The sequence below is a fragment of the Streptomyces sp. NPDC090442 genome (assembly GCF_044769405.1).
In the GTDB taxonomy this organism is placed as follows: Bacteria; Actinomycetota; Actinomycetes; order Streptomycetales; family Streptomycetaceae; genus Streptomyces.
Genome location: NZ_JBIVXW010000002.1, coordinates 147,512 through 166,982 on the forward strand (window position 1 = coordinate 147,512; position 19,471 = coordinate 166,982).

The window sequence follows — 19,471 nt, forward strand, 5'->3', positions numbered from 1 at the left end:
GATGGAGGCACCCCTTTCGGGTCGGGGAGCGGTTGTTCTGCTTGGCGGTAGGTGGCCGCTCCCTGTTTGAGCCCCGGTGAGCTTCACTGCCGGGGCGTTCTTGTGGGCGCAGGCGAGACCCCTCAGGCTCATGAGGCCACCTGCTCAACTTGTAGGAACAAGCTGATGCAGTGATGCTGCACCGACGGAACGTGATGCGTCAAGCGTCATGTACCAACAAGTTGACCGAGTGCGTCATGATGGGGGTATGAGCAAGCAGCCGAAGTACCAGCAGGTGGCCGAGGTCCTCCGCCGTGACATCGTTGACTGCACCTATCCACCGGGAGCCCGACTCCCGTCAGAGAGCGACCTTGAGGCTCGGTTCGAGGCCTCGAGAAACACAGTCCGTGCGGGGCTGAAGCTCCTGGTGAGCGAAGGTTTGATCTCTTCGAGTCAGGGGCTCGGATACGAGGTGCGCAAGCACGAAGTGTTCGAGCTCAACGCCTCTCGCTTCGAGAACCTGACCTTCCCGCAGACCGGTGACGCTTACAGCACGGACGTGACGAACGCCGGCCGTCGACCGCACCAGACCTTCCGCGTCGAAGTGGCTATCGCTCCCGAGTACGTAGCAGAACGTCTCAAGGTCGAGGCGGGTACCACATCGGTGCTGCGCTTCTGCCATCGGTTCGTGGACGACGTGCCATGGTCGACGCAGGCCACGCACTACCCGGAGTGGCTGGTGTCTAAGGCGCCGCGGCTCGCCGAACCCGGCGATATCGCGGAGGGGACAACTCGCTATCTGACCAAGCTCGGCATCGAGCAAATCGGGTACTACGACGAAATCGCCACCCGCATGCCAACGCCTGACGAATCCCGCCTGCTTGACCTCGGAGCAGGCGTTCCAGTGCTGCTCTGGACCCGCACGGGGTACTCCGCCGAACGGCCCGTGCGGTGCACTGTGACGACGTTCCGCGGAGACCTTAACCGCATGAACTACGAGATTGGCGACCTTTCCGCCAGGAATGAGGACGAGCCTCAGTGAAAATCACCCTTGCTGAGCCGAGCGACCTGCCCAAGCTGCTCGCTTTCCGGACGGAGGCAGCAGCTTGGCTCAGCGCGCTCGGCACCGACCAGTGGAAGCGTCCTTACCCGGCAGACCGGCTCCTGGCCACGATAGAGGCTGGCACCGTCTTCATGGTGCACGACAGGGAGGCGATCGCAGCCACGATCACGCTCACGCCCGAAGCCGAGGACGGGCTGTGGACTGATCAGGAGCTGAGCGAGCCCTCACTGTTCGTCAACAAGCTCACAGTGGCCCGCACGCATGCGGGCCAGAATCTCGGTGGGCGCCTACTCGATTGGGCAGGCGACAGGGCCTTCCGCTGTTCCGCGAAGTGGCTTCGACTCGACGCCTGGACGACCAACGAGGCACTTCAGCGCTACTACCTTGGCCAGGGCTTCGAACACGTCCGCACTGTCCGTGAAGGCTCCGCCATCAACGGAGGCCCGCGCGTCTCGGGCTGGCTCGCTCAGCGTGCGACGCGGCCAACGGACCACGGGTTCGTGGACGGAGCACCAGCTCTCAGCGAGTGCCTTCCGCGCTGAGCCCAGCGGCTCGCAGCCATGGGCTCATGTAGCGGAAACTTTTTGAATTTGCCCGGCTCACCCGGCTCACCCGGCTCACCCGCAGGTCAGGGGTGTGATCGAGAGTCGAGGTTGCCCGGCTCAAGCCCGGCTCAAGCCCGGCTCAACACACCGCTGGACACCGCCGGCGCGGCCGGCAGCGGGCAAGCTACAAGAGGGACCGCAGGACCCGAAACCAGGCTTGTGGGGCCCGGTTGGAGCTTGTGGGGCCCGGTTGGAGAGGCGCCTCCACCAGGTCCACCAGGTCCATCAACGCGGCGTTGTCGCAGATGAAGGGCGATGGAGGCGGGTGATGGACCCCCTGATGGAGTTCTCCATCAGATTCCGGCACCTCCACCACTCGCCTCCACCAGTCGGCAACTACTCTGCGCCGCGCTCGGTGGCGTCTTCGCGTACCTGCCTTCGCCCGTGGTGCTGCTCGGCCGTGGTGCAAGTCGCCACCACGGACAAGCGGACGCCCTTCGGGCGGCGTCCTTCAGCGCCCGCAGCCGGCCGTGGTGCGGGTCGAACGGCGACTCCTGGGAGCCAGCCCCCTTGCCGGCACGAGCGGAAGAGACCACCCGCGCCGGCGGTGTCCAGCGGTGCGTTGAGCCGGGCTGAGCCGGGCTTGAGCCGGGTTTGAGCCGGGCAACCCCGACTCTCGATCACACCCCTGACCTGCGGTTGAGCCGGGTGAGCCGGGTGAGCCGGGCAAATTCAAAAAGTTTCCGCTACATGAGCACAGTCAGAGTTGGCTCCGGCGAGACGACGACAACTGGGGCTGGCTTCCTGCCAGTCCGCGCGCGGCGGGTCCTAGCGCCTCCAGCATCAGGCCGGGCCACCCCCACCCTCGAATTCCAGGCTCCGCCGCATCCCACTGCTAGACGCTAGATGCCTGATCAGATGCCCTATGAGCTGCTAGCGGGGGTGCTAGACCTAGCAAGAACACCTGCTAGGTCTAGCACCCCGCCGACGGGGCCGGCCCACCCAGCGCGTAGGCGCTGAAGGACGCCGCCCGAAGGGCGTCCTCTAAATCCAAAGGGTTAGCGATAGCGCCTCGACAGGCCCCAGTGGGTCGCCCTTGGCGACGCGCACGCTCACCAACAGAACAGGCCCGCTAACCACTAACACGCAGGTCTGCGGGCCCACTTGGCGCTAGCCGGGCCGCTAACGTTAGCGACCCCGCCGGGCCGTCTCTGGGCCGTCCGGCAAGGGCCGACGACGACCAGTAACGGCCAACAACGACCCTAAGAATCCTGGTCAGAAGCCCGTCAGGCTCCGGTCAGCGACGCCAGATAGGCGGCGGTCTTCTCCGGCTCGAAGAAGAAGTTCTCGAAGTCGGCCGGGTTGTTGAAGCCGTTGGCGAACCGGTCGGCGACCGGCTGGAGCTGGCCGGCGGCGCCGATGAGGTTCAGCACGTGCTCCGGCGGCGGGGCCAGCATCGCGTTGGTCCACTTCGTGACGTGCTGGGCGGTCTCCCAGTAGCGGTCGAAGGTGGCCTGCATCCACGCGCCGTCGAACGGGCGATCCCCGCGCTCGACGATGGACGAGAGGTAGGAAGCGGCGCACTTGGCGGCGGAGTTGGAGCCCTGGCCGGTGATGGGGTCGTTGGCCACGACCACGTCCGCGACGCCCAGCACCAGGCCACCGGAGGGCAGCCGGCCGATCGGGTTGCGGACGGTCGGGGCGTAGCGGCCGGCCAACGTGCCGTTGGCGTCGGTCAGTTCGACGCCGGCGCTGCGGGCGTACTCCCACGGCAGGAACGTTTCCATCAGCTCCAGCGTGAGGGCCAGGTGTTCCCTCGGGTCCCGCACGCCCTGGAAGGCGTCCACCGGGCCGCCCGGGACGCCCTCCCAGAAGAGGATGTCGGCCCGGCCGCTGACGGTGAAGGTCGGCATCACGAACAGTTCGCCGACGCCGGGCACGAGGTTGCAGCGCACCGCGTCGAACTCCGGGTGCTCCGGGCGCGGGCCCATGCCGTGCACATAGGCGACGGCCAGGGCGCGCTGCGGGGTGTCGTAGGGCGAGCGGGCGGCGTCCCGGCCGAACATCGAGACCAGTTCGCCCTTGCCGGCGGAGACCAGCGTCAGGTCGTAGCGCCGCGCGAAGAAGTCCAGGTCGGAAACTGCCGCGCCGTGGATGACCAGTTGGCCGCCGCGCTGCGCGAAGGTCTCCATCCAGCCGGCCATCTTGACCCGCTGGTCGACGGACTGGGCGTAGCCGTCCAGCTTGCCGACCCAGTCGATGGCGCGCTGGCTGCCGCCGGGCTCGGCGTGGCTGCCGGGGGCGGCGACCGAGACGCCCAGGCCCTCGATCCGCGGGGCCTGGCCCTCCCAGAAGTTGACCGCCAGGTCGCGCTCGTGCTGGAGGGCGGTGTGGAACATGCACTGCGTCGACATGACCCGGCCGGAGCGTATCTCGTCGGCGGTGCGGTTGGACATCAGGGTGACGTCGTAGCCCTGCGTCTGGAGGCCGAGGGCGAGTTGGAGACCGGACTGGCCGGCTCCAACGATGAGTATCTTCCGCATGGCGGCGCTTCTTTCGTTCCTGCGGTTCGGGGGGAGGGGGGTGGCGGAGGGCGGAGGCTACTCGGGCGTGACGTCCAGCGCGTGGCCGACCAGGCCGAGCAGCGCCTGGATGACCGTGGACCGGCGCCGGGCGTCCATCACCACGACCGGCACCTCCGGCGGGACGGTCAGCGCGTCCCGGACGTCCGCCACGTCGTACAGCTCGGTCCCCTCGAAGTGGTTGACCGCGACGATGTACGGCAGCCCGCAGCTCTCGAAGTAGTCCAGCGCCGGGAAGCAGTCCTCCAGCCGCCGGGTGTCCGCCATCACGATCGCGCCGATCGCGCCGCGCACCAGGTCGTCCCACATGAACCAGAAGCGCTGCTGGCCGGGGGTGCCGAAGAGGTACAGCACCAGTTCCTGGTCGAGGGTGATCCGGCCGAAGTCCATGGCGACCGTGGTCGTGGTCTTCTCCGGCGTCGCGGTCAGGTCGTCGGTCGCCTCGCTGGCCTCGGTCATCACCGCCTCGGTCTGGAGCGGGGTGATCTCCGAGACCGACCCGACGAAGGTGGTCTTGCCGACGCCGAAGCCGCCCGCCACCACGATCTTGGTGGCGATCGGCGCCTGCGAACGGTCCGTCTGCCAGCTCTGCAGCCCCGCGTCGGCGGCGGTGGCCGGGGCGGCCGGTGCCGTGGAGCCGGCGGCCGGCCCCGTGCCGGCCGCTATCGTGTCAGAGCCTGTGAAGTCCACTCAGCACCCTTTCGAGCAGCGCGCGGTCGGGCCGGCCGGTGCCGTGCCCGGTGCCGTAGACGCGAATCTTTCCCTGGTCGGCGAGGTCGCTGAGCAGGACGCGGACCACACCCAGCGGCATCTTGAGGAGCGCGGAGATCTCCGCGACCGAGCGCATCCGCCGGCACAGCTCGACGATCGCGCGCATCTCCGGCATCACGCGGTCCCCCCAGCCGCCGGAGGTCAGCTCGCGCCGCTCCTCGGGGGCGTCCAGCGCCGCCACGAACGTCTCGACGAGCAACACGTGGCCGAAGCGCGTCCGACCACCGGTGAGCGAATACGGGCGGACCCGTGCGGGTTTGCGTTCCCCGCCGCGCACGGGGAGTTTCGGGCTACTGCTCACTGGACGTTCTCCATCGACTTGCGGAGTTCGGTGCGGAGTTCGGGGGTGAGGACATGGCCGGCCCGGCCGACGAACAGGGCCATGTGGTAGGCGACGACGCTCATGTCGCAGTCCGGGGTGGCGTGCACCCCGAGCAGCGAGCCGTCGCTGACCGACATGACGAAGAGGCTGCCCTCGTCCATCGCGACCATCGTCTGCTTGACGGTGCCGCCGTCCATCAGCTTGGCCGCCCCGTTGGTGAGGCTGCCGAGGCCGGACACGATGGTGGCGAGGTCGGCGCTGGAGCCGCGCGGACCGTCCTGCTCGCCGCCGTGGCCGGCGGTGACCCCGACCCGCTCGGGGTCGGAGGAGAGCAGCAGCAGACCGTCGGAGGAGACGACCGCGACGGAGCGGACGCCGGGGACCTCGTCGACCAGATTCCCGAGCAGCCAGTGCAGATTGCGTGCCTGGGTGCTCAGTCCGTGTCCGTAAGCAGTGGGCGCTTGCGCCATCACTCGCGTGCCTCCTCGCCGATCCGGCTGTCTCCCGGGGCCCCCGCTCCGTCGGTGTCCGTCTGTGGGATGGTCTGCTCCGCGGTACGTTCCGCGATCTCGGCGGCGACGTCGCGCCGGCCGTCTCGTGCCCCCTGCTGGAAGCCGCCGAGCCGGCGGCGCAGCGCCTCGGCGTTGGCGGCGCCCGTCCGCCGGGGAGCGGTGGGCGCCTTCTTCTGCGCCACGTTCTTGGGCGTGCGCTTGGGCAGCCCGGTGGCGGTCCGGCGCGGCGGCCCGGCCGCGCCGGGTGCCGCCTGTGGCGTCTCCCTCTGGGACGCCGGGTCCGGGGCCGCGGTGGGCTCCGGTGCTCCGGCGGGCTCCCCGCCCTGGACGGGGCGGGCGTGCTGGTCCGGCCCGATGGCGTACGGGTCGGCGGTGGCCGGCGCCGGGGCGGCGTGCCGGCCCTTCCCGGGCGCCGGGACGCCCGGGGCGCCCTCGGCCGGGGACGCGCCCTGCGGCGCGGCCTCCCCGGGGCGGGTGTGCTCGCCGGTGGCGTTGCCCGGGATCCCGGCGGCGTTTCCGGCGGAGGCGTACGGGCCGGCCGACTGCGGGCCGTACGGGCTCAGTTCGGGTGCCGGGGCGGCGGGCTCGGGCGCGACGGGTTCCGGCGCGGCCTTCGACTGGGCCGGTACGGAGGGTGCGGCCGGCGGGCCCGACGGCGGCTGCTCCGCCGGGGCCTGGGCCGAAGTGCCCAGCCCCGCCGCGTCGATGGCGCGCTCGGCCGCGGCGACGAACGGGTCGCCGGCCAGACCGCGCCGGGCGGCCGGCTCCTGGGCAGCCGGCTCCGGCGCGGCCTGCGCCGCCGGGGCGGGTGCGGGCGCCGGGGTCGGGGTCGGTGCGGGGGCCGGGGCCGCCGGCTCCGCGGGGGCCGGCGGGCCGGCCGGGTCGAGCCGATGCGTCCGCGTCTGGAGGGTGTTGGAGTTGGCCTCGGCGATCGAGCCCGGGAGGGTCGGCCCACCGGTGCCCGCCGCCGCGCCCTGGGGCACCGGTCCCGGCCCCGGCCGGTTCGGCAGGATCGAGCCGGGCAGCACGACGACGGCGGTGACCCCGCCCTGCTTCCGGTCCCGGAGCTGGACCCGCACCCCGTGCCGGGCGGCCAGCCGGACCACCACGTACAGGCCGAGGCCCAGCGCCTCGTCCACGGTCTCGGACGTCGAGGCGGACTCGGCGTCCGCGAGCCGCTCGTTGACCTCCGCCAGCCGGTCGGCGGTCATCCCGATGCCCTCGTCCTCGACGGAGAGCATCAGCTCGCCGCCCTCCAACACCCAGCCGGAGAGCTCGACATGGGCGTCCGGCGGGGAGAACGCGGTGGCGTTCTCCAGGAGTTCGGCGACCAGGTGGCTGATGTCGTCGGAGGCGAACCCGGCGACCTGGGCGTGCGGCGGCAGCGAGGCGATCCGCACCCGCTCGTAGCGCTCGATCTCGCTGACCGCGGCGCGCAGCGTGTCCAGCAGCGGCACCGGCCCCGAGTGGCTGCTGCCGTGCTGTTCGGCGCCGGCCAGGACGAGCAGGTTCTCGCTGTTGCGGCGCATCCGCGCGGCGTAGTGGTCCAGCTTGAAGAGGGTCTCCAGCCGCTCCGGGTCCTGCTCGGACTCCTCCAGCGACTCGATGACGCCGAGTTGGCGCTCCACCAGACCGACGGTGCGCAGCGAGAGGTTGACGAACCGGCCGTGGACGCCGGTGCGCAGCACCGCCAGCCGCTCGGTGAGCGCGGCCGCCTCCTCCTTGAGCGCCTCCGCCTGCTCCTGGAGGACCTCCCGCTCGGCGACCAGCCGCTGCCGGCCGCCGACCAACCGCTTGCGCTCGCCCTCCAGTTCGGCGGTGCGCCGGGCGGTCTCGGCGACCTGGGCGTGCAGCGCGTTGACCGACCGGACGGTGGCCGCGAACTCGTCGTTGCGGCCCTTGTAGTTGAGCGGTTCCTCGTGGCCGGGGTCGGCCGCCAGCCGCTTGGCGCCGATCCGCAGCGCGGCCAGCGGCTGGGTCAGGGTGCGGGCGGCCCAGATGCCGGTGCCGACGGCCACCAGCAGGCAGAGGCCCTCCAGCCCGACGGCGATCTCCAGGTCCGTCACGTCGTCGTCGCGGAGCTGGCCCAGGCGCTGGATCTCGGCGGTGGCCAGGGCCGATTCGACGCCCCGCATCAGCCCGACCCGGGCGGTCAGGGCCGCCTCCACCCGGCTCCGGCTGAACGCCGTGTCGGTGGCGTCCAGATACGGCCGGTCGGTGAGCTTGGTCAGATAGCGCTCGGCGGTGTCGACGTCGCTGCCGTTGACGGTGCGCTGGTAGCGGTCCCGGGCCTGCTGGCTCGCGGCCTGGTTGAAGTCGCCCAGCGCGCCCTGCGTGCGGACGTGGGCGACCTGCGCGGCGGCGGTCAACCGGGGTTGGCTGCCGCCGGCCTTGAGGCCGGCGAGCAGCAGCGCCCGGGCGCCGGCGGCCTGGTCGACGGCCCGGCCGAGGGCGGGCAGCGCGCGGGTGTCGGCGGCGCCGCCGTCGGCCCGGGCGGGCAGGCCCCGGGCGATGTCGTCGCTGATCCCGCCGAGCGCCTGCACGACCTCGCTGTAGGAGTCGTAGACCTGGTCGGCGGTGGCGGACCCGGCGAGCGCCTTCTGCCGGGTGTCCGGCAGTTGCTTGAGGAGCTTGTCGGCGGCGGCGAACGCGGCGGAGTCGCCGTGGGCCTGGCCGCGCAGATCGTCGATCTGCCGGTCGATCTGGGCGCGTTGGGACCCGGTGGGCGGCTGGCTGACGTTGCGGCCGGTGCGCCCGCCGGCGACGTACGCGGTCATCGCGTCGCGCTCGTCGGCGAGGGAGTGCGCGAGGGTGATGGCCTTCGCGTTCACCCCGGCGAGATCGACCAGTTGTTGACTGCCGTTGGCGTTGTCGGCAGCGGTCAACACTGCCGGGGCGCCGGCCCCCAGCACCGCGACGGCGACCACGGCCACGGCCCCCACGAGCCGGTTGCGGACCCGCGCGGGACGCCGTCCCGAGCCGTCCGTGCCGTCGCCTGCCGCGCCCGGTCCCGTACCGGATCCCGGTACCGAGACCGATCCGGCCGGTGACCCCGGCTTCCCTGCGCCGCCCCGAAGCCGCTTCTTCCGCACCGCTGCTCGCATTCCTGTCTCGCCTGCCCACGCCGTGTTGGCGTCGCGGACCCGGCTCGCTCACCGCTCGCGGGTCGGATCTGCGCGAAGAACGCGGCAGCGCACAATCCCGCGAAGGGGAACAGCCCGGCTCTGCGCGTCGCGACGAACGTCCTGACCACCCCGGTTGATCCGGGAAACGACCATTCCACCGGCGCCGCGCAGTGGCTCGGCAACACATCTCCGGCCACCTGAACGAGTGAACAACAATCGCAGTTTGACCATCAACTTCCGCGCCACATCAGTTTCGGCCGCAACCCCGCGCAACCCCAAAGCGGGTTTGGAGATGCGTGCCGGTCCTGGAAGGATGCCCGCCCGCAGCCGACCCCCGGGCCGCCAACCGGCCCCGGCCCACCTTTACTCACCCGGCCCGCCACACCGTCCGGCCACCGCTGCGTTCCGGCCACCTCCGGCAGACTTTCCGTCATGCGCATCGCACTCGCCACGGAGCCGGGCGATCCCCAACGCCCCAACGAGGACTACGCATCGGTCGCCCTGCCTGCCTCCGGGGAGGGCGGCGCCCTGGTGCTGCTGGACGGGGTGACCCCGCCGGAGGGGGACGACGGCTGCGTCCATTCCGTGCCGTGGTTCACCGCGCGCCTGGGGGGCGCAATGCTCGAACTGTCGGTTTCACGCCGCGACATGACGCTCACTGAGGTGCTGGCCGCGGCCCTGGCCAAAACGGCCGACACCCACCGCGAAACCTGTGACCTTTCTCACCCCCGCACGCCGCAGGCGACGGTGGTCGCCGCCCGCTGGTCCCCGGACACCGTGGAACACCTGGTGTTGTCCGATTCCGTACTGCTCGTGGCGGAGGCGGACGGCTCGGTGCGTCCCGTGCGCGACACCCGGCTCGACACCCTGCCGCCGGCGGTCCGCGCGCAGCGCGCCGCGGTCCGGGCCCTCCCCCGCGACTCGGCCGAACGCGCCGCCGCGGCCCGGGAGTACGTCCGCGCCGTGGAGGCGCTCCGGAACGCCGAGGACGGCTTCTTCACCGCCGCCGCCGACCCTGCCGTAGCCACCCGCGCCCTCACCGGCACCGCCCCGCGCGCCGAGGTCCGCTCCCTGACCGCACTGACCGACGGCGCCACCCGCTGGGTGGACGTCTTCCGTGCCGGCACCTGGGCCGAATGCGCCGCCCTGGTAGCAACGGCCGGCCCCCAGGCCCTCATCGACCGCGTCCGCACCCTGGAGAACGCCGACCCCCGCTCCACCACCCACCCCCGCGGCAAGCCCCACGACGACGCGGCAGTGATCCACGCGACAACGTGAGCGGGAACGCCCCACCACGAGGCTGGAATTCGCCCCGGAACCCCCCGGCCCCGCCACCACGGGCAACGGAGGCGAACCCCGGAGGGGAGGGGCTAGCCCTCCTCGCCCTCCTGCTCCGCGTTCAACCGATGCAACAGCCGCGCCAACTCCGCGACCTCCGCCCGATCCCACGACGCGAGATTGCACGCATACCGCGCCCGCCGCGCGGTCCGCACGCGGTTGAACCGCTCCCGCCCCTCCTCGGTGATCCGCACCAACACCGCCCGCCCATCGGCCGGATCGGGCGCCCGCGCCACCAGCCCCAGCCGCTCCAGCGCGTGCAGTTGACGGCTTATCGTCGCCTTCCCGACCCCGAAGAACGCCGCGAGGTCGGTGGCCCGCTGCGCCCCCGCGTCGGCGAGCCGCACCAGCAACCCGTAGGCGGCCGCCTCCAGATCGGGGTGGACCTCGCGCGAGAGCTCGCCGGAGGAGGCCCGGGCCCGCCGCAGGAAGACCGCCAATTCGCGTTCCAGCGCCAGGAACGCGGGGTCCACGCCCATCGGCTCGCCCTCCGCCGTGGTACCGCCGGCTCCGGTGTCCTGCACGTCAGCGCCCTTTCCCGCGTCGTCCCTCATGTCCAGCAATTCCCCCGGTGCTTCCCCGATGTTCCCCCGGTGCACTCTCCCGCGTTTCCCGCCGCCGGGAGATTTCCTTCCCGGCCCGGCGGAACCGCAGTTGGGACAGTATTTCGCAGGATGGGACCAACGGCGGTCCGCGCACCCCTTTTACCACGGGGGTCTACGCGCGTATCGTCAGTTCTGGCATGGCCACACCAAGCGTGGCGCCGATACCTCCCCCTCAAAAGGTCACGTCTGCTCCATCGGATTTCCCCCATCGGACCGGGATCCACCGAGATCCACCGAGATCTATGGAGGCACGTAATGCCCGTGCTCAGATCCGGCTCCCCCACCCACCGCCCCGCGCGCTCCCGCGCGGCCGTGGCCGGGATCCTGCTCACGACCGTCTCCCTCCTCGTCGGCCTGCCCGGCACGGCCGGCGCCGCGGCCGCCCGGCGCGCCCCCGAGCCCTCCCACCCCGAACAGGACTGGGCCGGCTCCCAGATCGCCAAGCACGAGGGCGGCAAGGGCGGCGTGCTGCCGCCGCCCTCGCTGACCGCGTCCGTCGAGGGCGTCGACGTCAGCAGCCACAACGGCAGCGTCGCCTGGCCGACGCTGTGGGCCGCCGGCGTGAAGTTCGCCTACGTCAAGGCCACGGAGTCGACCAGCTACACCAACCCCTCCTTCGCCCAGCAGTACAACGGCTCCTACAACTCCGGCATGATCCGCGGCGCCTACCACTTCGCGACGCCCGACACCTCCAGCGGCGCCGCCCAGGCCACCTACTTCGTCGCCCACGGCGGCGGTTGGTCCAAGGACGGCAAGACCCTGCCCGGCGCACTGGACATGGAGTACAACCCCTACGGCGCCACCTGTTACGGGCTGAGCGCCGCGGGGCTGGTGAACTGGATGAAGGACTGGTTCGCCACCTACAAGGCGCGCACCGGGCGGGACGCGGTGCTCTACACCTCCACCAACTGGTGGAAGCAGTGCACCGGCAACTCCGCCGCGTTCGGGAGCAGCAACCCGCTGTGGGTCCCGCGCTACGGCTCCTCGGTCGGCGAACTCCCGGCCGGCTGGGGCTTCCACACCATCTGGCAGTACACCTCGACCGGCCCGACGGTCGGTGACCACAACCGCTTCAACGGGGCGTACGACCGCCTCCAGGCGCTGGCCGACGGCTGACCGCACGGCGGGCCGGCCCGTCCTCCCGCGCAGGGGGACGGGCCGGCCTCCGCCGCACCGTCGCCCGGCTCCTACGCCGCCACCGGGACCTCGGGCCGCTCCCCGTTCCCGGCCGGCGTCAGGGCCAGTTCCAGCACCTGCCGCACGTCCGCGACCGGGTGCACCTCCAGCGCTTCGAGGATCTCGGCCGGGACGTCGTCCAGGTCGGGCTCGTTGCGCTTGGGGATGATCACGGTGGCGATGCCGGCGCGGTGCGCCGCCAGCAGCTTCTGCTTGACGCCGCCGATCGGCAGCACCCGCCCGGTCAGCGAGACCTCGCCGGTCATCGCGACGTCCGGGCGGACCTGGCGACCCGACAGCAGCGAGGCCAGCGCGGTGGTCATCGTGATGCCCGCGCTGGGCCCGTCCTTGGGGACGGCGCCGGCCGGGACGTGCAGATGGACGCCGCGCTCCTTCAAGTCACCCACCGGGAGCTCCAGTTCGGCGCCGTGCGAGCGCAGGAAGGACAGCGCGATGTGCGCCGACTCCTTCATCACGTCGCCGAGCTGACCGGTCAACTGGAGCCCGGAGGCGCCGGTCTCCGGATCGGCCAGCGACGCCTCCACGTAGAGCACGTCGCCGCCGGCCCCGGTGACCGCGAGGCCGGTGACCACGCCGGGCACCGCGGTCCGCCGCTCGGCGGGGTCCTGCGCCGACTCCGGGGTGTGGTGCGGGCGCCCGATGAGCGACCGCAGCTGGTCGGCGCCGACGGTGAACGGCAGCTTCCGCTCGCCCAGTTCGTGCTGGGCGGCCACCTTGCGCAGCAGCCGGGCGATCGACCGCTCCAGGTTCCGCACGCCGGCCTCGCGGGTGTACTCGCCGGCCAGCCGGCGCAGCGCGGCGTCCTCGACGGTGACCTCGTCCGCCGCCAGCCCGGCGCGCTCCAGTTGGCGCGGCACCAGGTGGTCGCGGGCGATGACGACCTTCTCGTCCTCGGTGTAGCCGTCGAGCCGGACCAGCTCCATCCGGTCCAGCAGCGGCTCCGGGATCGCCTCCAGGACGTTGGCGGTGGCCAGGAACACCACGTCGGACAGGTCCAGTTCGACCTCCAGGTAGTGGTCCCGGAAGGTGTGGTTCTGCGCCGGGTCCAGCACCTCCAGCAGGGCGGCGGCCGGGTCGCCCCGGTAGTCGGAGCCCACCTTGTCGATCTCGTCCAGGAGGACGACCGGGTTCATCGAGCCGGCCTCCTTGACGGCCCGCACGATCCGGCCGGGGAGCGCGCCGACGTAGGTGCGCCGGTGGCCGCGGATCTCCGCCTCGTCCCGGACGCCGCCGAGCGCGACCCGGACGAACTTCCGCCCCATGGCGCGCGCCACGGACTCGCCGAGCGAGGTCTTGCCGACCCCGGGCGGCCCGACGAGCGCCAGCACGGCGCCGCCCGCCCGTCGCCCGCCACCGCCCCGGCCGGAATCGCTGCGCGACGCCCCCTTGGACCGCCCCCCGACGAGCCCGAGCCCGCGCTCGGACCGCCGCTTGCGGACCGCCAGGTACTCGGTGATCCGCTCCTTGACGTCCTCCAGTCCGGCGTGGTCGGCATCCAGCACGGCCTTGGCGCCGGCGATGTCGTAGGCGTCCTCGGTGCGCTCGTTCCAGGGCAGCTCCAGGACGGTGTCCAGCCAGGTGCGGATCCAACTGCCCTCGGGGCTCTGGTCGCTGGCCCGCTCCAGCTTGTCGACCTCCTTGAGGGCGGCCTTGCGCACCTCCTCCGGCAGGTCGGCGCCCTCGACCCGGGCGCGGTAGTCGTCGCCCTCGTCCTCCGGGTCGCCGTTGAGCTGGGCCAGTTCCTTGCGGACCGCCTCCAGTTGGCGCCGCAGCAGGAACTCCCGCTGCTGTTTGTCGACGCCCTCCTGGACGTCCTTGGCGATGGACTCGGCGACGTCCTGCTCGGCCAGGTGGGAGCGCAGGACCTCGATGGCGTACTTCAGGCGGGCCACCGGGTCGGCGGTCTCCAGGAGTTGGAGCTTCTGCTCGACGGCGAGGAAGGGCAGGTAGCCGGCGTTGTCGGCGAGCGTGGGGACGTCGTCGATGCCGGTGACCCGGTCGACGACCTGCCAGGCGCCGCGCTTGCGCAGCCAGCTCGTGGCCAACGCCTTGTATTCCGTGACGAGTTCGGCGACCGCGCCCGGCGGGGGCTCGGGGGCCTGCTCCTCGACGGTGGTGCCCTCGACCCAGAGCGCGGCGCCCGGCCCGGTGGTGCCGGAGCCGATCCGCACCCGGCCCAGGCCCCGGATCAGGGCGCCCGGGTCGCCGTCGGACAACCGGCCGACCTGCTCGATCCGCCCGAGCGTGCCGATCGCCGCGTACGTCCCGTCGATCCGCGGCACCAGCAGCACCCGCGGCTTGGTGCCCGACGGGGCGGCGGCCTGGGCGGCCTCCACCGCGGCGCGCACCTCGGCGTCGGACAGGTCCAGGGGCACCACCATGCCGGGCAGGACGACCTCGTCGTCGAGGGGCAGCACGGGCAGGGTGAGCGGTGTGGACGCCGGCTCAGCAGTCATGATCTCCCCTTCGGCAAGCAAGTTGAGCTTTACCCACTCAATGCCGGGGAGCCGACGGTTGTTCCCCGCCATCTGTTCGCTGTGAGCGATCGGCGTGGGGCAACTCGGTGACGGGGCAGGGCGCATGGGCCCTGCGGGAGGGGTGCCGCTACCAGTGGGCGGGGCGGTGCAGCCCCCGCGGCAGCCGGGTGCGCGCATCGCCCCGGGCGGCGTTCATCTGGGCCTGCGTCAGGAAGAGGCCGTCGGTGAGGTCGGCGCCGCGCAGATCGGCGTCCCGGAGGTCGGCGCCGATCATGTCCGCGCTCCGCAGGTCCGCGTCCCGCAGGTCGGCGGCGATCAGATACGCGCCGCGGAGGTTGGCGCCCCGCAGGTCGGCGCCCTTCAGCCGGGCCCCCATCAGGTCCGCGCCCCGCCGCTCCTTCTTACGGCCCGGCACCTTCGCCCGGACCGCCTCGCTGACCCGCAGCAGCAGGACGTTGACCTCGCCGCGGTGCCCGGCCACGTCCACCGCGGCCAGCTCCTCGGCGGTCCCCAGGGTCAGCCGCTCGGTCTTCTCCAGGGCGGAGCGCAGCTCCTCCCGCACCGGGTGGGCCGCGGGCAGCGCCACCGCCTCCGTGAGGTACCAGAGCAGCTCGTGGAGTTGGCGCATCACGGCGAACGCGTCGAACATCGGCCGGGCGGCCTCGGGCGCGCTCCGCCAGTCCCGCCCCTCGAAGGTGACCTGGGAGACCTTCTGCCCGGCGCCGAAGCACTCGAAGACCGTGCAGCCGGAGAAGCCGCGCTGCCGCAGGTCCCGGTGGATGCCGCAGCGGAAGTCGGTCGCCAGGTTGGGGCACGGCCGCCCGGCCTCCTTGTCCAGCGCGAAGTCCGCGGACCGGGCGAACGGCAGCGCCACGCAGCACAGCCCGAAGCAGCTCCCGCAGTCGGAGAGCAGCGGCAGCCGGTCGGCCTCCGGGGCCTGCGGCGGGGTGGACGCGCGGTCCTGGGCGGGGCGGCGCTCGTGCGACACGTTCTCAAGCTCCTGCGGCCGGCGGTCGCTCTTCCGTTGCGGCGCCCGCGAGAGGCCCCATTCTCCGGGATCGGCGCCGTCGGCGGACGGGTCGGGGTCAGGGCGTCCGGGGCGCCCGCAGCGCCGGGTGGCCCAGGTCGCCCAGCAGCGGGGCGGGCCCGGAGCGCTGCGCCCGCCAGTGCCACAGCAGCGGCCAGGCGGTCAGGCCCAGGACGAGCGAGAGCAGATGGCCCCAATCGGTCATCGGGTCCGACGAGTTGAGCAGCCCGGCCACCGCCTGGTAGCCGGCCGCGGCCACCAGGGGCCAGCGCGCCCAGGCGGGCAACAGCCCGGCCAGCGCCCCGATACAGGTCATCACGCCGAAGCTGATCCCGTAGTCGAGGCGGTGCAGCGAGCTGTCCGGCAGCGACCCGGCGGCGACCGAGAAGCCCACCGGCATCTCGGTGGCGAGGGTGGCCAGCGCATGGCCGCCGAAGAACACCACCGCGGTGCGCACCCCGCCGATCCGCCGCTCCAGGGCGGTCACCACGAACAGGAAGACGAGCGCGAACCCGGAGGTCACCCCGCCGGCTATCCACAGCGCGCTGGCGACCAGCACCAGCAGCGGCGCCTGCGCGAGGTGGGTCACGTCCGTACTGGAGCCCTGGAGCAGCGCGGCGACCTCCGAGGGGTTGCCGTGGTCGGCGTAGAACGAGGTGGCCAGGAGCAGCAGCGCGTAGCAGAAGGTGAAGGGGGTGCCGGTGGGGGTGGGGAGCAGCCGCCAGGGACGCAGGGCCTGCCGGGGGCGGCGGGCCGGGGCGTCCACCGGGTCGGGGACGGCCGCGGCCGCCTCCCCGCGCTGGCGGGGCACACCGGCGAGCAGCACCGGGGCCGCGCCGCCGGGGCCGGCCGCGGCCGGGTCCACCCCGTCGCCGACCCGGGCGCCGCCGACCGGCTCCGCCACACTCGTCATCCCAGGTCCTCTCCCCGCCCCCGCGCTCCGTTCGCGACCCACTGTGCCCGGCCAACCCATGAGTCAGCTATGTGAGTGATATCCGTCACGGCCGGCAACCCCCGTGCGGTGCACCGGCGTTGCCCCGCCCCCGCCCGGCGGCGCCGCCCGCCGTCGGTGGACCGGCTAGAGGGGACGTTGCTAAAGATGGCCGCATGGCTCCCGTTCACCCCTGGCATCCGCACGCCGGCGCCGAGCCGGCCGTACGCACCCTGGACCGTCGCGAGGGCCCCCACGGGGAGGTGGTGCTCCGGCAGCGCGACCCGGTCGGGGCGGCCCCCGGGGAGGGCGGTCCGGTCTACGAGATCATCGCCAACGGCTGCTTCCTGATGGACACCTCCGACGGGCGTTCGGAGCGGCTGCTGGTCGACGCGGCGCTCGCCGCGCTGCCGCCGGACCGACCCCGCCCCGCGGTGCTGATCGGCGGGCTGGGCGTGGGCTTCTCGCTGGCCCGGGCGGCCGCCGAGCCGCGCTGGGGCCGGATCGCGGTCGCCGAGCGGGAGGCGGCGGTGATCGACTGGCACCGCGCCGGCCCGCTGGCCACGGTCTCCGGGCCGGCGCTGGCCGACCCGCGCACCGCGGTCCTGCACGCCGACCTGCTGGCCCACCTGCGTACCGACGCCGCCCAACGCCCTTACGACGCCCTGTGCTTGGACATCGACAACGGCCCCGACTGGACCGTCACCGACGACAACGACGCCCTCTACTCCCCCGCCGGACTGGCCGCCTGCCGCGCCGCGCTGACCGACGGCGGGGTGCTCGCGGTGTGGTCGGCCCGGCCGTCCCCGGCGTTCGAACGGGCGCTGGAAAACGCCGGATTCGGGGGCGTACGGACCGAAGAGATCCCGGTTGCCCGAGGCGTCCCGGACGTTGTCCACCTGGCGCTCCGGTGCGCGTAGGGCGCGTAGCCGACTGTCACATCATGCCCTTACGCTGCTGCCCAGCACGACGCGACAAGACGCGACCACGCAGGCAAGACGCGACCACGCAAGGGCACATGCAGGGGCGGGCGATGGACCAGACTCAGACAACCCAGGGCGGCACCACCGCGGCCACGCCGGGCGCCCAGCGCCGGGTGCTGGTCGTGGAGGACGATCCGACGATCGTCGACGCCATCGCGGCCCGGCTGCGCGCCGAGGGCTTCCAGGTGCAGACGGCCACCGACGGCCCGGCGGCGGTGGACACCGCCGAGGCGTGGCAGCCCGATCTGCTCGTCCTCGACGTGATGCTGCCGGGCTTCGACGGCCTGGAGGTGTGCCGCCGGGTGCAGGCGCAGCGCCCGGTGCCGGTGATGATGCTCACCGCCCGGGACGACGAGACCGACATGCTGGTCGGCCTCGGCGTCGGCGCCGACGACTACATGACCAAGCCGTTCTCCATGCGGGAACTGGCCGCCCGGGTGCACGTGCTGCTGCGCCGGGTCGAGCGGGCCGCGCTGGCCGCGCACACCCCGCGCAGCGGCATCCTGCGGCTCGGCGAGCTGGAGATCGACCACGCCCAGCGCCGGGTCCGGGTGCGCGGCGCCGACGTCCACCTCACCCCCACCGAGTTCGACCTGCTGGTCTGCCTGGCGAACACCCCGCGCGCGGTGCTCTCCCGCGAGCAGTTGCTGGCCGAGGTCTGGGACTGGGCGGACGCCTCCGGCACGCGCACGGTCGACAGCCACATCAAGGCGCTGCGCCGCAAGATCGGCGCCGAGCGCATCCGCACGGTCCACGGCGTCGGGTACGCCCTGGAGACCCCGCCGGCATGACGCTTCGGTGGCGGCCGCGCGCACGGGACCTGTGGGACCGGTTCTGGGAGGCGTTGCGGCCGCTGGACCCCTACCGCTCCGTCAAGGCCGCGCTCGGCGCGCTGGTGATCGTCTCGGTGATCATCACCACACTCCTGGTGTTCGTGGCGATGCACTCGGCGACCGAGCTGCGGGTGATCACGGTCTTCTCGATCATCGCCTCGCTGTTGATCACCCAGTTCGTGGCCACCGGCCTGACCGCCCCGCTCGGCGAGATGACCGAGGTGACCAGGGCGATGGCGCACGGCGACTACACCCGCCGGGTGCGCGCCGGCCGCCGCGACGAGTTCGGCGACCTGGCCGACGCCTTCAACCGCATGGCCGCCGACCTGGAGGCGGTCGACACCCACCGCAAGGAACTCGTCGCCAACGTCTCGCACGAGTTGCGCACCCCCATCGCGGCGCTGCGCGCGGTGCTGGAGAACGTCGTCGACGGCGTCTGCGAGCCGGACTCGGACACCATGCGCACGGCCCTGAAGCAGACCGAACGCCTGGGCCGCCTGGTGGAGCACCTGCTGGACCTGTCCCGTCTGGACAACGGCGTGGTCCCGCTGCACGCCCGGCGCTTCGAGGTCTGGCCGTACCTGTCCGGAGTGCTCAAGGAGGCCAACATGAGCCGCGGCGCCTCCACCCTCTCCGGCGTCACCGGCTCCGGCACCCACGCCCGCGCCGACGTCCACCTCCACCTCGACGTCTCCCCGCCGGAGCTGACCGCGTACGCCGACGCCGAGCGGCTCCACCAGGTCGTCGCCAACCTCATCGACAACGCGATCAAGCACAGCCCGCGGCACGGCCGGGTCACCGTGCGGGCCCGCCGCGGCGACGGGCCGGAGAGCCTGGTGCTGGAGGTCCAGGACGAGGGCCCCGGCATCCCGGAGTCGGAGCGCTACCGGGTCTTCGAGCGGTTCAACCGCGGCGGCCCCGGCACCTCCGGCCCGGGCACCGACGGCGGGACGGGGCTGGGCCTGGCGATCGCGCGCTGGGCGGTGGACCTGCACGGCGGCCGGATCGGGGTGGCCGAGTCACCCCGGGGTTGCCGGATCCGAGTCACTCTTCCGGGGTTCACGTCATCCCGGGGTTGACGTCGGCTGACGTAGGGTCGGTGGTGGGAGCACTGATTTCCGGGGTGCTACGGCGATGCGCGCTACCCGCACGCGGGCAAACCCCGTGTGTTTCCCGCCAAG

General features: G+C 72.6%; 16 protein-coding genes. 7 read left to right on the forward strand and 9 right to left on the reverse strand.

What is annotated here, in order from left to right; genetic code table 11:
* The first annotated feature begins 247 nt into the window (after window positions 1–247).
* Window positions 248–1,021, forward strand: a complete 774-nt coding sequence (locus tag ACIQU6_RS02470) for a GntR family transcriptional regulator (RefSeq protein ID WP_403479770.1) — start codon at window positions 248–250, stop codon at window positions 1,019–1,021.
* A complete protein-coding gene (locus ACIQU6_RS02475) occupies window positions 1,018–1,584 on the forward strand; it encodes a GNAT family N-acetyltransferase (RefSeq protein ID WP_403479771.1) in 567 nt (188 codons plus the stop codon). The genes ACIQU6_RS02470 and ACIQU6_RS02475 overlap by 4 nt, the downstream gene beginning before the upstream one ends.
* Window positions 1,585–2,873: 1,289 nt before the next feature.
* On the opposite strand, the gene ACIQU6_RS02480 is transcribed toward ACIQU6_RS02475, so the two are convergent.
* The 5 genes from ACIQU6_RS02480 to ACIQU6_RS02500 form a co-directional block, all read right to left on the reverse strand.
* Window positions 2,874–4,130 carry a styrene monooxygenase/indole monooxygenase family protein gene (locus tag ACIQU6_RS02480; RefSeq protein ID WP_403479772.1) on the reverse strand — a complete coding sequence of 419 codons (1,257 nt, stop codon included), beginning with the start codon at window positions 4,128–4,130 and terminating at the stop codon, window positions 2,874–2,876.
* A gap of 57 nt (window positions 4,131–4,187) precedes the next feature.
* Window positions 4,188–4,763: a GTP-binding protein gene (locus ACIQU6_RS02485; RefSeq protein WP_403479932.1), complete on the reverse strand. Its 576-nt coding sequence runs from the start codon at window positions 4,761–4,763 to the stop codon at window positions 4,188–4,190.
* A gap of 76 nt (window positions 4,764–4,839) precedes the next feature.
* Complete coding sequence (locus ACIQU6_RS02490; RefSeq protein WP_274913306.1) at window positions 4,840–5,241, reverse strand: DUF742 domain-containing protein; 402 nt, start codon at window positions 5,239–5,241, stop codon at window positions 4,840–4,842.
* The gene (locus ACIQU6_RS02495; RefSeq protein WP_403479773.1) at window positions 5,238–5,732 is read right to left on the reverse strand and encodes a roadblock/LC7 domain-containing protein; all 495 of its coding nucleotides are present in this window, start codon (window positions 5,730–5,732) and stop codon (window positions 5,238–5,240) included. The genes ACIQU6_RS02490 and ACIQU6_RS02495 overlap by 4 nt, the downstream gene beginning before the upstream one ends.
* Window positions 5,732–8,716 carry a nitrate- and nitrite sensing domain-containing protein gene (locus ACIQU6_RS02500; protein WP_403479774.1) on the reverse strand — a complete coding sequence of 995 codons (2,985 nt, stop codon included), beginning with the start codon at window positions 8,714–8,716 and terminating at the stop codon, window positions 5,732–5,734. The genes ACIQU6_RS02495 and ACIQU6_RS02500 overlap by 1 nt, the downstream gene beginning before the upstream one ends.
* Before the next feature lie 615 nt (window positions 8,717–9,331).
* Here ACIQU6_RS02500 and ACIQU6_RS02505 point away from each other — a divergent pair.
* The gene (locus ACIQU6_RS02505; protein WP_403479775.1) at window positions 9,332–10,177 is read left to right on the forward strand and encodes a hypothetical protein; all 846 of its coding nucleotides are present in this window, start codon (window positions 9,332–9,334) and stop codon (window positions 10,175–10,177) included.
* Between the two features lie 92 nt (window positions 10,178–10,269).
* On the opposite strand, the gene ACIQU6_RS02510 is transcribed toward ACIQU6_RS02505, so the two are convergent.
* Window positions 10,270–10,791, reverse strand: coding sequence for a MarR family winged helix-turn-helix transcriptional regulator (locus ACIQU6_RS02510; RefSeq protein ID WP_403479776.1), 522 nt, complete (start codon window positions 10,789–10,791; stop codon window positions 10,270–10,272).
* Between the two features lie 306 nt (window positions 10,792–11,097).
* On the opposite strand from ACIQU6_RS02510, the gene ACIQU6_RS02515 reads away from it, so the two are divergent.
* Window positions 11,098–11,958: a lysozyme gene (locus ACIQU6_RS02515; RefSeq protein WP_403479777.1), complete on the forward strand. Its 861-nt coding sequence runs from the start codon at window positions 11,098–11,100 to the stop codon at window positions 11,956–11,958.
* A 71-nt stretch (window positions 11,959–12,029) separates the two neighbouring features.
* Here the strand turns inward: ACIQU6_RS02515 and lon are convergent, their stop codons facing one another.
* The 3 genes from lon to ACIQU6_RS02530 form a co-directional block, all read right to left on the reverse strand.
* Window positions 12,030–14,495, reverse strand: a complete 2,466-nt coding sequence (lon, locus tag ACIQU6_RS02520; RefSeq protein ID WP_403479778.1) for an endopeptidase La — start codon at window positions 14,493–14,495, stop codon at window positions 12,030–12,032.
* Window positions 14,496–14,643: 148 nt separating this feature from the next.
* The gene (locus ACIQU6_RS02525) at window positions 14,644–15,504 is read right to left on the reverse strand and encodes a pentapeptide repeat-containing protein (RefSeq protein ID WP_403479779.1); all 861 of its coding nucleotides are present in this window, start codon (window positions 15,502–15,504) and stop codon (window positions 14,644–14,646) included.
* 97 nt (window positions 15,505–15,601) lie between these two features.
* A complete protein-coding gene (locus ACIQU6_RS02530; RefSeq protein ID WP_403479780.1) occupies window positions 15,602–16,456 on the reverse strand; it encodes a rhomboid-like protein in 855 nt (284 codons plus the stop codon).
* Window positions 16,457–16,650: 194 nt separating this feature from the next.
* Between ACIQU6_RS02530 and ACIQU6_RS02535 the strand changes: the two genes are divergently transcribed.
* From ACIQU6_RS02535 to ACIQU6_RS02545, 3 genes are all read left to right on the forward strand, one after another.
* Window positions 16,651–17,394 (forward strand): spermidine synthase, encoded by a 744-nt coding sequence (locus ACIQU6_RS02535; protein ID WP_403479781.1) that lies wholly within the window; start codon window positions 16,651–16,653, stop codon window positions 17,392–17,394.
* 113 nt (window positions 17,395–17,507) lie between these two features.
* Entirely contained in the window at window positions 17,508–18,248 is a 741-nt protein-coding gene (locus tag ACIQU6_RS02540) for a response regulator transcription factor (RefSeq protein ID WP_043266083.1), read from the forward strand.
* Window positions 18,245–19,369: an ATP-binding protein gene (locus ACIQU6_RS02545; RefSeq protein ID WP_403479782.1), complete on the forward strand. Its 1,125-nt coding sequence runs from the start codon at window positions 18,245–18,247 to the stop codon at window positions 19,367–19,369. The genes ACIQU6_RS02540 and ACIQU6_RS02545 overlap by 4 nt, the downstream gene beginning before the upstream one ends.
* Window positions 19,370–19,471: the final 102 nt, after the last annotated feature.

Excerpts from the sequence above, each read along its gene's own strand:
- ACIQU6_RS02470 (WP_403479770.1), top strand. The coding sequence starts at position 248 with ATGAGCAAGCAGCCGAAGTACCAGCAGGTGGCCGAGGTCCTCCGCCGT.
- ACIQU6_RS02480 (WP_403479772.1), bottom strand. The coding sequence starts at position 4,130 with ATGCGGAAGATACTCATCGTTGGAGCCGGCCAGTCCGGTCTCCAACTC.
- ACIQU6_RS02495 (WP_403479773.1), bottom strand. The coding sequence starts at position 5,732 with ATGGCGCAAGCGCCCACTGCTTACGGACACGGACTGAGCACCCAGGCA.
- ACIQU6_RS02505 (WP_403479775.1), top strand. The coding sequence starts at position 9,332 with ATGCGCATCGCACTCGCCACGGAGCCGGGCGATCCCCAACGCCCCAAC.
- ACIQU6_RS02510 (WP_403479776.1), bottom strand. The coding sequence starts at position 10,791 with ATGAGGGACGACGCGGGAAAGGGCGCTGACGTGCAGGACACCGGAGCC.
- ACIQU6_RS02515 (WP_403479777.1), top strand. The coding sequence starts at position 11,098 with ATGCCCGTGCTCAGATCCGGCTCCCCCACCCACCGCCCCGCGCGCTCC.
- lon (WP_403479778.1), bottom strand. The coding sequence starts at position 14,495 with ATGACTGCTGAGCCGGCGTCCACACCGCTCACCCTGCCCGTGCTGCCC.
- ACIQU6_RS02530 (WP_403479780.1), bottom strand. The coding sequence starts at position 16,456 with ATGACGAGTGTGGCGGAGCCGGTCGGCGGCGCCCGGGTCGGCGACGGG.
- ACIQU6_RS02535 (WP_403479781.1), top strand. The coding sequence starts at position 16,651 with ATGGCTCCCGTTCACCCCTGGCATCCGCACGCCGGCGCCGAGCCGGCC.
- ACIQU6_RS02540 (WP_043266083.1), top strand. The coding sequence starts at position 17,508 with ATGGACCAGACTCAGACAACCCAGGGCGGCACCACCGCGGCCACGCCG.
- ACIQU6_RS02545 (WP_403479782.1), top strand. The coding sequence starts at position 18,245 with ATGACGCTTCGGTGGCGGCCGCGCGCACGGGACCTGTGGGACCGGTTC.